The organism is Enterobacter sp. PL1, assembly GCF_945957325.1.
GTDB lineage: Bacteria > Pseudomonadota > Gammaproteobacteria > Enterobacterales > Enterobacteriaceae > Enterobacter > Enterobacter roggenkampii.
The window spans coordinates 148930-162343 of sequence record NZ_CAMFKT010000002.1 but is presented as its reverse complement, the minus strand read 5'-3'; the positions used below and the strand labels follow the sequence as shown (position 1 = coordinate 162343).

At 55.2% G+C, this 13414-nt stretch carries 6 protein-coding genes; 1 reads left to right on the top strand and 5 read right to left on the bottom strand.

Translation table 11 applies throughout. The features are described from left to right. Positions 1-33: 33 nt before the first annotated feature. A complete protein-coding gene (gene lptD, locus N6P30_RS02510; protein ID WP_023293307.1) occupies positions 34-2409 on the bottom strand; it encodes an LPS assembly protein LptD in 2376 nt (791 codons plus the stop codon). 239 nt (positions 2410-2648) lie between these two features. On the opposite strand from lptD, the gene djlA reads away from it, so the two are divergent. Beyond that, positions 2649-3464 carry a co-chaperone DjlA gene (gene djlA, locus N6P30_RS02505; protein WP_008502016.1) on the top strand — a complete coding sequence of 272 codons (816 nt, stop codon included), beginning with the start codon at positions 2649-2651 and terminating at the stop codon, positions 3462-3464. A 60-nt stretch (positions 3465-3524) separates the two neighbouring features. Here djlA and N6P30_RS02500 read toward each other — a convergent pair whose 3' ends face one another. The 4 genes from N6P30_RS02500 to polB form a co-directional block, all read right to left on the bottom strand. Next, on the bottom strand, positions 3525-7037 hold the full coding sequence (locus tag N6P30_RS02500) for an autotransporter outer membrane beta-barrel domain-containing protein (protein ID WP_023293306.1): 3513 nt from the start codon (positions 7035-7037) through the stop codon (positions 3525-3527). 308 nt (positions 7038-7345) lie between these two features. Further along, positions 7346-8005: a bifunctional tRNA pseudouridine(32) synthase/23S rRNA pseudouridine(746) synthase RluA gene (gene rluA / locus N6P30_RS02495; RefSeq protein ID WP_008502014.1), complete on the bottom strand. Its 660-nt coding sequence runs from the start codon at positions 8003-8005 to the stop codon at positions 7346-7348. Positions 8006-8017: 12 nt separating this feature from the next. Continuing rightward, entirely contained in the window at positions 8018-10924 is a 2907-nt protein-coding gene (rapA, locus tag N6P30_RS02490) for an RNA polymerase-associated protein RapA (protein WP_021240544.1), read from the bottom strand. Between the two features lie 128 nt (positions 10925-11052). Continuing rightward, positions 11053-13410, bottom strand: a complete 2358-nt coding sequence (polB, locus tag N6P30_RS02485; RefSeq protein WP_023293305.1) for a DNA polymerase II — start codon at positions 13408-13410, stop codon at positions 11053-11055. Positions 13411-13414 lie beyond the last annotated feature (4 nt).

Sequence of the window (13414 nt, the reverse complement as noted above, 5' to 3'; positions counted from 1 at the left end):
CCGCAAAGCGGATTACGTTGCAAATCAAGCACATTACAAGGAACTGCGGTAAGGCAGAATGTTCGAGCGCAGCATTTTCTGCGTACCCAGACCGTAGTTGGAACTCAGGCCGCGTAACTCGAAGTTAAAGCCAATCACGTTATCGTATTTGCTCTGATTGTTTTCCCAGCCGTTAAGCTTACGTTCGTAACCGACACGCAGCGCGTAGCAGCAGGAGTTATATTGCAGACCTACCATCTGGTCAGCAGCTTTATTGGCGTTAGTGTCAAAGTAGTAAGCGCCTACGATTGACCAACGGTCGGCGATAGGCCAACTCGTTGCCGCACCGACCTGAGAAATACCATCCGAATATTGCGGTGATTTCCAGTAGTTGATGCTGTTCTGGTCATTGCTTTTCGGTAGCGTTGCCTGAATGTATTCCGGGCTAGCGTAGCGATAGCTTACCTGAATCATGCGATCTTCATCACGACGATACTCTATGGCGGCACTACTGTTAGCAACGTTGTCGAGACGAGTGTCATATTGCACACCGCCACGCAGGCCCCAACGGTCAGTCATACGCCAGTAGGTATCTCCCGCCCAAACTATCGATCCCGTTTTGTTGTCTTTCTCCCACTGAATATTGTCATCGCCCGTGCGAGACTCTGTGAAGTAGTAGATTTGACCCACAGAAACGTTAAAACGTTCAACGGCTGCATCATCATAAACACGTGTTGTGACGCCGGTCGTTAACTGATTCGCTGAGGCGATACGGTCCAGACCTCCGTAGGTACGGTCACGGAACAGACCACTATAGTCAGACTGCAGTAAAGAGGAGTCGTAGTTCTGAATGTTGCTCTGGTCGCGATATGGCACGTACAAATACTGCATACGCGGTTCAAGCGTCTGGGTATAACCATCCGCCAGCAGGGCCATATCACGCTCGAAAATCAGCTTGCCGTCCATTTTAAACTGAGGGAGCGTTCGGTTGACCGACTCTTCCAGATGCGCACTGTTAGTGGAGTTGTAATTATCAAGATTTTTTTGCTGATAGTGAGTCGCCATCAGCTTGGCTTCGGTATTCAGGCTTGCCCAGTCGTTAGACCACGGCAGATTGATCGTCGGCTCAAGGTGAACACGCGTGGCTTCAGGCATATCCGAATTCGTGTTAACGAAATGCACTGCCTGAGCGTAAATCCGGGTGTCGAATGGACCTACGTCATTCTGGTACCAGTTGACGTCCAGCTGTGGCTCAGCACCATAGGTAGGCGTGGACTGGTCAGAAAACACCTGGAATTTCTTGGTCGAGACGGTTGCATCAAAGCTCTGCACCGCATAGCCTACGCTGAATTTCTGCGTAGCATAGCCATCAGTACTCGAGCCGTATTTGGACGAAAAGTCATTAAAATAAGCCGAATCGCTGACTTTGGTGTAATCAACATTAAAGCGCCACACCTGATCCATCACCCCGGAATGCTGCCAGTAGTACAGCCAGCGGTGACGGTTATCACCAGAAACGTTTCTGGCGTCGTCCTTGTAAACGTTATCCGACGGCAGATAATCCAGCTCCATCAGACCCGCACCGGCGTGGGTCAGATAGCGGAACTCGTTCTCCCACATGACGTTACCGCGCTTGTGGATATAGTGCGGCGTGATCGTCGCATCCATGTTAGGCGCGATGTTCCAGTAATACGGCAGGTAGAACTCAAAGTAGTTCGTGGTGCTGTATTTGGCATTCGGGATCAGGAAACCGGAGCGACGTTTGTCACCCACGGGAAGCTGCAGATAAGGGCTGTAGAATATGGGGACCGGACCCACCTTGAAGCGGGCGTTCCAGATCTCTGCGACCTGCTCTTCGCGGTCATGGATAACTTCGCTCCCGACCACGCTCCAGGTATTTGAACCCGGCAGACACGACGTGAACGTGCCATTTTCCAGGATCGTATAGCGGTTTTCACCGCGCTGTTTCATCAGGTCTGCGTCACCGCGCCCCTGGCGACCCACCATCTGGTAATCACCTTTCCAGACGTTAGTGTCTTTGGTATTCAGGTTTGACCAGGCTTTCGGACCTTTCAGGATGACCTGATTGTCGTCATAGTGCACATTACCCAGCGCATCCACCGTTCGGACCGGCTCGGCCGCACCTTCCGGCTGCTTCTGGTGCAACTGCACTTCATCTGCCTGCAGGCGGCTATTGCCCTGGTTAATATCGACATTGCCTGTAAAGGTGGCATTGTCAGGGTAAGTCCCTTTTGAACTGTCGGCAGTAATGGTTACCGGCAAGCTATTTGTATCGCCACTCACCAGTGGGCGATTATAACTTGGGACGCCAAGCATGCACTGCGAGGCGAGATCGGCCGCCAGCCCCTGTTGACTGTACAGGGCGGTGCCAATCATTGTGGCCAGGAGGGTGGGGATACGTTTTTTCATACGTTGTATTTTATTGTTCCGTCATCAGTGGCTACGGCTTACAAACGCTCAGAGACTATCTTACTCATCTGCGCAGTACCAGCGTTAATCCTGCCCGTTTGCGTGCCAGAGTGTTAGGCTCGCTATCGAATGACGAGTATGATAAAGCAAATTATAGGCGATGTCCTTCAATTGACCGTGACTTGAACACAGTGATGATGACGTTGCGTCGGCCAGGAATATGACTATCCGGGGAGTATATGCAGTATTGGGGTAAAATAATCGGCGTTGCGTTCGCCATCATCATGGGTGCCGGGTTCTGGGGAATAGTGCTGGGGCTTATTATTGGCCATATGTTTGATAAGGCGCGCAGCCGTAAAATGGCCTGGTTTGCCAACCAGCGCGAGCGCCAGTCACTCTTTTTCTCCACCACTTTTGAGGTGATGGGGCATTTAACCAAATCCAAAGGGCGCGTCACGGAAGCCGATATTCAGATTGCCAGCGTCTTTATGGATCGCATGAATCTGCACGGTGACTCCCGCCTGGAGGCGCAAAATGCGTTTCGCATTGGGAAATCCGATAACTACCCGCTTCGCGAAAAAATGCGCCAGTTCCGCAGCATCTGCTTCGGCCGTTTTGATTTAATTCGGATGTTTCTGGAAATTCAGATTCAGGCGGCCTTCGCCGACGGCTCGCTTCACCCTAACGAACGCGATGTTTTATACGTGATTGCGGAAGAGCTGGGTATCTCCCGTATGCAGTTCGATCAGTTCCTGCGCATGATGCAGGGTGGCGCGCAGTTTGGCGGCGGGTATCACCAGCAGTCTTCTGGCGGCGCCTGGCAGCAGGCGCAGCGTGGTCCGACGCTGGAAGATGCCTGCAACGTGCTTGGCGTAAAACCCTCTGACGATCAGACCACCATCAAACGTGCCTATCGTAAGCTCATGAGCGAGCACCATCCAGACAAGCTGGTTGCAAAAGGCTTACCGCCTGAAATGATGGAGATGGCGAAGCAAAAAGCGCAGGAAATTCAGAAAGCGTACGAGCTGATTAAAGAGAAGAAAGGCTTCAAATAAGCCCCTTTTTAGAATGATGAAGGGCCTGACAGCATGAGCTGCCAGGCCCTTTATACAGCGTTACCAGCTGTAGCGCACGTTCAGGCTACCGTTTACATCGCTGTAATCATTATCACCTTTCTGTCCGGAGACCTGGGCAATAACGCTCCATTGCTTGCTCATATTTGCCTGAATACCCGCTTTCAGCTCCGCACGATCGGCAGGAAGGTCCTGTTTGATCTGTGTGTCACCAAAGTTGACTGCCGTGTCTTCAGAGGTATGCAGCCAGTTGGCCTCCGCAAACGGCTGGATAACCGCGTCGTTTGACTTATTCATCTTGCTGTCAATGCGCAGGCCTAAACGGGTGGTCCAGCTTTCGCCGTTTTGCCCATCAATCGTCGTGCCGCTGCTGTCTTTGATATCATCCGCACTGTAATCCTGCCAGACGACCTGTGCCTGCGGCGTGAGGCTCAGCGTGTTGTCGCCGAGTGCGATATCGTAGCGGTAGCCTGTTTCCAGCGAAACGGCGTTGGCGTTTGAATCGTAATCCGTTGAGCCAACGTCACCGTTATCTACGCTGTTGTGGTACATCCCATACTGATACCAACTGTCGACATAAAAACCCTGATGCTGTCGGGCATCGGCAAACCACGTTGCATAGACTCCGAGGTTATAGCCATCGACTTTACCGTCAGCGCTAAAGCGGCTGCCGTCAGCACCTTTATTGCCAGTGCTGTCGCTGCTGGCGTTGATATAGCTACCCATAACCCCGACCACCAGGCTTTGTTCGCCGTTGTTCCAGGCGGCAACATCGCCCCCAATCTGGAACTGGGAGTAGTTGCTGTCGATATCAATATTGCTCTCTGCTGCAGTAGACTGGTTCTTACCTGCTTTGAAACGCGCCCATGTCGTGCCGTTTTCCGATTTGAACTGACTGCCTTCTCGGTCTGACAGGGTCTGCATTTGCAGATCGCGAGCCAGCCACTGGTTGCTGAGGTATGTACCGATATCGGCACGATACTGAGGCGTTACGTCGCCATTATCACTCGTGGCCTGGGAACGAAGATACCAGTCCCCTGAGTCCTGATACAGGCGGTATTCGTAGGCGTTAATCTGGACCTGATTACCCTGAACAAAGGTACCGTTTGATGCACCGCCGACCTGAATCACTTCAATACCGTTTTGGGTCAGTGCGCCCTGACCGCCAACGTTATTAATGTACAGGGTGGTGTTCCCGGACGTATTCCCCGTAATGTTAAGCATATCGGTTGGAGACGTGTCGTCGCCTAACTGCGTATTTAGCGTCACAGAACCCTGGTTGCTGGTGTAATCGCCGTTTACGATCAGCGTGTTGCCGGTCGTCGCACCATTGGTTCCCTCAATATTGCCGCTGACAATGCTGCCTGCGTTGCTCAGATCACCATTGATCGTTAGCGTGTCGTTGAACTGAACGGTACCCTTGCTATTAACATTGCCGTTCACCACACCGTTGGAACCGCCAAACGTGGCGCCTGCCGCGACATTCACGGCCTGCTCGCTGTTTTGTACGCCGATAACGCCAGCCTCGTCCAGCCAGAGCGTGCCCTGGTTCACATCCGTTGTGCCGCTGTAACTGTTTGCGGCATTAAGGATCAGCGTACCTTGCCCCTCTTTGGTCAGCGATTTTCCGTCCCATCCGGTCGTGGCTTCGGCGTTTTGATCGACAAGCGCCGTGCTCAGCGTAAAGCTGCCGTCAGGATTGTTCAGAGTGAATGTGCCGTGAGCCGCTGTTGCCGCTGGGTTCTGGCTGGCATACCAGGTTAATGACGGTGTCAGGACGTAATTGGTCACGTCGGCGGGATCAATGGTGCCGCTAAAGGTGATGAAGTCAACGGAGCCAGATGCCATGCCCGCGACGGTGAGGTTGGTAAAATTGCCATTGATTGCATTTTCAGCGTCAATCACCGTGAAGGCGCTATCCGCGGAAAGCGTGCTGGCACTACCGTAACCTGTAATATTTAGTGTGCCATCAAGCGTCGCATTCTGAGCGACAATAGGCGCACTGGTCGCGTTTGCGTCAAGATAGACATCAGTTTGGCTGTTAGCCAGAAGGGTGAAATTACCGACATTGAGTGTACCAGTACTGCCGTTTTCATCGCCGAGTGTGATGCGTCCGCTGCTGGTAAGATTACCGACGCTGGAATCGGCCGTCAGCAGCCATTGGCTGTTCGCATCCAGCGTCATGCTGACGTTATCACCGCTGGCCTTAACGGCGCCGGACAGCTTGCTGTTTTCAGCGCGAAGGGTGACTGCATCAGTGGTATTGGCCACGGTGAGCAGATTGTCTGCGTTCATCGTTTGCACATTCTTCACGTTAATATCGGCAGATCCGGAATCCACCGCAAAAGCACTCCCTCCTGACGCGGTTGCCGTAATGCTCCCTCCGTCAATCGTAGCGACATTTTTTCCACCGCTGAACGAGAAGGCGACATTGCTACCGGAAACGTTGCTGTGGGTGACGGTCGCGCTGCTGGCGCTTTCTAAGGCAATGGCAGCAGATTGTTCGCTGGTGATATCTGTGCTGTTCGCCTCAAGGGCTCCACCGTTAGTCATCGCCACTGCCCGCGAATTTTCTCCGGACGCGATCGTTGAACCGTTATTCAGTACGAATGTGCTCTTTGCCCCGTCAGAGGATATTGCGTCAGCATTTTTCCCATGAGTGACGATATGAGTGTCAGTGAGTTCTGCGCGTCCGGTATTCATTATGCCAACTGACTGCTCACCGTAAGTTTCAACGTGGGATGCCGCTAAATTAAATGTGTTGGTATAGTTTTGAATACCAAAGCTCTGGCTTCCGGTAGTGGTAATCGTGACGTTTGAGCCGGTCAATTCACCGTCGTTATATATACCTGCATTACCAAAATCTCCCGTGGTGTTTATATTCACATTGTCTAATGAAAGGGTGGCATATCGGTTAACAATAGCCCGAGCCATGCCATACCCGGAAGTCGTAATGGTCGCGTTTTTTATCGTCAGGTCTGCGCCATTCAATATCTCAACACCATAAGAACCCTCTCCCGTCGCCGTATAGCTCCCCCCGTCAATGGTGCCTTTTGCATTAGAGCTAAACAATGCGGCAGATGCGATCTCGCCTTCCGTCGAAACGGTAAGGTTGTTCAACATGGCTTCTGAGTTATCACCGACAATGGTTATCGCATGACTGCCTTCCCCGGAAGTGCGGATTGTGGAACCCGAATCATCGAGCGTGATTTTCGCTCCATTCGACACGGATAGCCCCATGCCTGCATCCCCGGTTGTGGATATCGTTAAGGCGCCGTTATCGGTGACGATGACATCAGAGCCAGAGGCGGATACCGCCGAGGTATTAGGGCTCGTCGTTGAATATTCACCACTGATGGTGTTATTACCCGGGACTGCAACAAACGTCGTGTCACTGGCGTGTGCGGTACTCACAACACCTGACAAGATAAACGTTGCGATCGCGCTTCCGGCGCGTACGCAGGATTTGACTTTGCTGTCTCCTTTTGAAAACTCCGAGGCAACGATGTACATATTTCTGGCGCAATTCCAGACGATGTTATACGAACGGTTCATACACTTCCTTGTGAATCAATGAGTAAAATAAGTGTGGCTGTTGAGTAGAAAAATAACTCCGTTTGGATAGGGTAGAGTTAGTATTTCCTTAAAATGAGCTGGATTATCAGTAATAAATTGCATCGTGTTCAATTTAATATTTTTTAATCCAAACCTTAGTCTTTCTAAAAATACTGAGTGTTATTTAAGGAAGAGATAATTATCGTGAATGAACTTGGGCGGGTTTTCAGATGAGCAGGGGAGATATATATGCTGTGTGAATATTTACCGTCGACAGTGAGCTGACAGTAAATATTCACATCAGGAATTTAAAAATCGACCGGGGCTTTAAACGTCATCGCGTTACCGAAGGCCGGATGGGTGATGGTAAGCGTCTGCGCGTGCAGCTGCAGACGTGGCGCTAAGGCCAGCGCTTCAGGCGGCGCGTAAAAGCGGTCGCCCAGAATCGGATGACCCAGCGCAAGCATATGCACGCGCAGCTGGTGTGAACGTCCGGTAATCGGCTTAAGCAGGACGCGCGCGGTATTATCCGGCGCGTACTCAAGCACTTCATACTCGGTTTGCGCGGCCTTGCCGGTTTCATAACACACCTTCTGCTTTGGCCGATTCGGCCAGTCGCAGATCAGCGGTAAATCCACCAGCCCTTCCGCCTGCGCCGGGTGACCCCAGACGCGGGCGACATACTGCTTCTTCGGCTCGCGCTCGCGGAACTGGCGCTTCAGCTCGCGTTCTGCCGCTTTGTTCAGCGCCACCACAATCACGCCGCTGGTCGCCATGTCCAGGCGATGGACCGACTCCGCCTGAGGATAATCGCGCTGAATGCGCGTCATCACGCTGTCTTTGTGCTCGTCCAGACGACCCGGCACGGACAACAGCCCGCTGGGCTTGTTGACCACCATAATGTGTTCATCCTGATACAGAATGACCAGCCAGGGATCCTGCGGCGGATTGTACGGCTCCATCACCATCTTGCGCTCCGTTTACTGATGCGTCACAACGATAAGACGCAGGGCATCCAGACGCCAGCTTGCCTGATCCAGGCTTTCCAGCACCTGCTGACGGTTGCTTTCAATCGCCGCCAGCTCGTCGTCACGAATGTTCGGGTTCACGGCCTTCAACGCCTCCAGACGCGACAGCTCTGCAGACAGTTTCTCGTCGGCTTCACCGCGCGCGGCGTCAATCAGCGCTCTGGCCGCTTTTTCAATCTGGGTTTCACCCTGCTGGAGAATGGCATGCACGTCCTGCTGCACCGCATTGACCAGCTTGCTGCCGGTATGGCGGTTCACCGCGCTCAGCTGGCGGTTGAAGCTCTCAAATTCAACCTGTCCTGCGAGGTTCGTGCCGTTTTTATCCAGCAGCAGACGCACCGGCGTTGGTGGCAGGAAGCGGTTGAGCTGCAGCTGTTTCGGCGCCTGCGCTTCCACAACGTAGATCAGCTCCAGCAGCAGCGTGCCTACGGGCAGCGCCTTGTTTTTCAACAGCGAGATGGTGCTGCTGCCGGTATCGCCAGAGAGGATCAGATCGAGCCCGTTACGGATCAGCGGGTGTTCCCAGGTGATGAACTGAGCATCTTCGCGGGACAGCGCCACATCACGCTCGAAGGTGATGGTGCAGCCATCTTCCGGCAGGCCCGGGAAATCTGGCACCAGCATGTGATCGGACGGGGTCAGGACAATCAGGTTCTCGCCGCGGTCGTCCTGGTTAATGCCAACGATGTCGAACAGGTTCATGGAGAAGCTGATGAGGCTGGTGTCATCATCCTGCTCTTCAATGCTCTCAGCCAGCGCCTGGGCTTTTTCACCGCCGTTGGAGTGGATCTCCAGCAGACGGTCGCGGCCTTGTTCAAGCTGCGCTTTCAGCGCGTCATGCTTCTCGCGGCAGGACTTAATCAGATCGTCAAAGCCGTCGGTGTTTTCCGGCGCGGCCAGATAGCCGATCAGATCGCCGTGCACCTGATCGTAAATGGTGCGGCCCGTCGGGCAGGTATGTTCAAACGCATCCAGACCTTCGTGGAACCAGCGCACCAGCACGGACTGGGCCGTTTTTTCCAGATACGGCACGTGGATCTGAATATCGTGCGCCTGACCGATACGATCCAGACGACCGATACGCTGCTCCAGCAGATCCGGGTTGAACGGCAGATCGAACATCACCAGGTTGCTGGCGAACTGGAAGTTACGGCCTTCAGAACCGATTTCAGAACACAGCATAACCTGAGCGCCGCTGTCCTCTTCGGCAAACCACGCCGCAGCGCGGTCGCGTTCAACGATGGACATGCCTTCGTGGAACACGGCGGCACGAATGCCTTCGCGCTCGCGCAGAACCTGTTCCAGCTGCAGCGCGGTGGCGGCTTTGGCGCAGATCACCAGCACCTTCTGGGAGCGGTGCGCGGTCAGGTAGCCCATCAGCCACTCTACGCGCGGATCGAAGTTCCACCAGGTGCCGGTATCGCCTTCAAATTCCTGGTAGATTTGTTCCGGGTAGAGCATGTCGCGGGCGCGCTCTTCCTGCGTTTTGCGCGCGCCCATGATGCCGGAAACTTTAATTGCCGTCTGATACTGCGTCGGCAGCGGCAGCTTAATGGTATGCAGTTCGCGTTTCGGGAACCCTTTCACACCGTTACGGGTGTTACGGAACAGGACGCGACTGGTGCCGTGGCGATCCATCAGCATGTCGATCAGCTCTTTACGCGCGGATTCCGCGTTGTCGCTGTCGCTGTTAGCGGCCTGCAGCAGCGGCTCGATATCCTGCTCGCCGATCAGATCGCTCAGGGTGTTGAGTTCATCATCAGAAAGACGCTTGCCCGCCAGCAGCAGCGCGACGGCATCCGCAACCGGACGGTAGTTATTCTGTTCTTCCACAAACTGCCCGAAGTCGTGGAAACGGTTTGGATCGAGCAGGCGCAGACGGGCGAAGTGGCTTTCCAGACCCAGCTGTTCCGGCGTAGCGGTCAACAGCAGGACACCAGGCACGCGCTCGGCAAGCTGCTCGATAGCCATATATTCGCGGCTCGGCGCGTCTTCGCTCCAGACCAGGTGGTGCGCTTCGTCGACCACCATCAGGTCCCACTCGGCATCGCACAGATGCTCAAGACGCTGCTTGCTGCGGCGCACGAAGTCGAGAGAGCAAATCACCAGCTGTTCGGTTTCAAACGGGTTGTCCGCATCGTGCTGGGCTTCGGCGTAGCGTTCGTCATCGAACAGAGAGAAGCGTAGGTTAAAGCGGCGCAGCATCTCAACCAGCCACTGGTGCTGTAAGGTTTCTGGCACCACAATCAGCACGCGCTCGGCAGCGCCGGAAAGCAGCTGTTGGTGCAGGATCATGCCCGCCTCGATGGTTTTACCCAGGCCCACTTCATCTGCCAGCAGCACGCGCGGCGCATGGCGACGGCCCACGTCATGGGCGATGTTCAGCTGGTGGGGGATCAGGCTGGTGCGCTGGCCGCGCAGGCCGCTCCAGGGCATGCGGTACTGTTCACTCTGGAACTTACGCGCGCGATAGCGCAGGGAGAAGCGATCCATACGGTCGATTTGCCCGGCAAACAGGCGGTCCTGCGGCTTGCTGAACACCAGCTTGCTGTCGAGCAGCACTTCGCGCAGGATGACATTGGCCTCGTCGGTGTCCAGGCGAGTGCCGATGTAGGCGAGCAGTCCATTCTCTTCTTTTACGTCTTCAATCTTGAGCTGCCAGCCGTCGTGGCTGGTCACGGTGTCACCCGGATTAAACATCACGCGGGTTACAGGGGAGTCATTGCGGGCGTACAGGCGGTTTTCACCGGTGGCAGGGAAGAGGAGGGTAACCATGCGCGCATCAACGGCAACGACGGTTCCTAATCCAAGTTCGCTTTCTGTATCGCTGATCCAGCGTTGACCAAGTGTAAAAGGCATAGTTGTTCGGCTCTAATCTTTAATTGCAGGCAATAGTTCGACCACCGTCAAAAAAGACGGTCATCGAAAAATGGGTCCGGGAATGGAAAGGGCGCTATGGTACTGGATGGCAGCCATTTCGTCACGCGTCAAAATAGGCCAAGTTGCCCTGTCACTAGTGTAGCAAAATCATCGTCGATGAAGGGCAAAATTCCGTCGGCAACCGGCTGAAGCTGACGCGTCAGATAGTGTTCATAATCCAGAGGCGAGTGCTGATAATCCACCGGTTCCGGACCGTTTATCGTCCAGACGTATTTGATGGTTCCCCGATTCTGATACTGCGGCGCGCGGCCACGGCGGACGTTTTCTTCGTCCGCGAGGCGCGCGGCGCGAACGTGCGGAGGAACGTTACGCTGGTACTCCGCGAGCGGGCGGCGCAGGCGTTTGCGATACACCAGCTGCGCGTCAAGTTCGCCTGCCATCAGGCTGGCGATCGTTTCGCGCACGTAGTCCTGATACGGCTCATTGCGAAATACCCGCAGATAGAGCGTTTGCTGGAACTGCTGGGCCAGCGGCGTCCAGTCGGTACGCACTGTCTCGAGCCCTTTAAAGACCATCCGCTGCGCGTCGCCTTCCTGAATCAGCCCGGCATAGCGCTTCTTGCTGCCCTGATCGGTACCGCGGATGGTGGGCATTAAGAAGCGGGCAAAATGGGTTTCAAATTCTAGCTCCAGCGCGCTGGTTAAGCGCGCTTTCTGCAGATGTTCCTGCCACCAGTCGTTCACGAAGGCAACCAGCGCTTTGCCGATTTGCGCGGCATCGTCTTCGGAATGCGCGCTCTTAAGCCATACAAAGGTAGAGTCCGTGTCGCCGTAGATGACGTCATAGCCCCGGGATTCAATCAGCGCTTTAGTCTGGCGCATGATCTCGTGCCCGCGCATCGTGATCGACGACGCCAGCCGCGGGTCGAAGAAGCGACAGGCGCTGGTGCCCAGCACCCCGTAGAAGGCGTTCATGATGATTTTCAGCGCCTGTGAGAGGGGCTTGTTGCCGTGGCGCTTGGCCTCGTCGCGGCCGTGCCAGATGTTGCCCACGATGTCGGGCAGGCAGTGTTTTTCCCGCGAGAAGCGTGCGCCGAGGAAGCCTTCGGTGCTGTGTTCATCATCCGGCTGGGCCAGCCCCTCAACCAGCCCGACGGGATCGATCAGGAAGGTGCGAATTATCGACGGGTAGAGGCTTTTGTAGTCCAGGACCAGAACGGAGTCATACAGTCCTGGTCGGGAATCCATGACGTAGCCGCCGGGGCTGGCCTGCGGCGGCACGTCCCCGAGGTTGGGGGCGACGTATCCTGCCCGGTGCATTCGGGGAAAATAGAGGTGGCTAAAGGCCGCCACGGAGCCGCCGTGCCTGTCGACCGCAAGGCCGTTTACCGTCGCGCGCTCCAGCAGGAAGGGCATGATTTCGGTTTTGTGGAAAATCCGCGTGACCAGCTCACAGTCTTTCAGGTTATAGGTGGCGAGCGCGGGCTTGTCTTCGTTAAAGCGCCGGTCGATCTCGTCCATTCTGTCCCAGGGGTTGTCGATGGATTTGCCTTCGCCAAGCAGCTCCTGCGCCACCGCTTCGAGGGCGAATGACGAGAAGTTCCAGAAGGCGGACTTGAGCGCCTCGATGCCGTCGATAATCAGGCGGCCGTTCGCCTGTGCGAAGAAAACGCCGTTCTTAAAACCGTGTTCGCGCCACTCAAGCTCGCTGTTGCCGCGCCCGAGCATCAGCGGGATGCGATAACGCTCGGCGTGTTTTTGCAGCACGCGCAGGTCGAACTGCACCACGTTCCAGCCGATCAGAACGTCGGGATCGAAGTCGGCAAACCACTGGTTGAGCTTCTCCAGCAGCTGCGGCCGGCTGGTAACATACTCAAGCCGGAAATCCAGCGCGGAGGCATCACCATTCGGTGGCCCGAGCATATAGACAACCCGATCGCCGCAGCCTTCAAGTCCTATGCAGTACAGTTCGCCGTGACGGGTGGTTTCGATATCCAGGGAGACCCACTTCAGCGGCGGGCGGTAGTGCGGGTTCGGCTTTAGCCGCGCCTTGATGAGACCGCCATTTTGCGGAGAACCATCGACCCAGACGGGCGCGGTAATAAACCGCTCCATCAGAAAGCGTTCGGGTGGGCGGATATCCGCTTCGTAGAGCGTCACGCCTGCTTCACGGAGCAGTTTTTCATAGCGCATCAGCTGACGATGGGCGCGACAGTAGAGGCCGTAAACCGGCTGACGGTGGAAATCTTTCAGTTCAAGCGGGGTAATGCGCCAGCCGTTTTCACCGCGCAGCAGCTGTTTCACTTTTTCGACGTGCGGCTCTGGGATAAACGCCACGGACTCCTGCGGCGGCAGCGTCACCTGCAGCGGGCCGTTGTCCGTTGCCAGCCAGAATTCAACCTCGGTGCCCTGAGGCGTATCCCGCCAGTGTCGGGTCAGTAAAAAGCCTTCTTGCGCCTGCGCCACGCCG

Bases quoted from the DNA above. Each gene is read 5' to 3' on its own strand.
- lptD (WP_023293307.1), bottom strand. From the start codon at position 2,409: ATGAAAAAACGTATCCCCACCCTCCTGGCCACAATGATTGGCACCGCC.
- djlA (WP_008502016.1), top strand. From the start codon at position 2,649: ATGCAGTATTGGGGTAAAATAATCGGCGTTGCGTTCGCCATCATCATG.
- N6P30_RS02500 (WP_023293306.1), bottom strand. From the start codon at position 7,037: ATGAACCGTTCGTATAACATCGTCTGGAATTGCGCCAGAAATATGTAC.
- rluA (WP_008502014.1), bottom strand. From the start codon at position 8,005: ATGGTGATGGAGCCGTACAATCCGCCGCAGGATCCCTGGCTGGTCATT.
- rapA (WP_021240544.1), bottom strand. From the start codon at position 10,924: ATGCCTTTTACACTTGGTCAACGCTGGATCAGCGATACAGAAAGCGAA.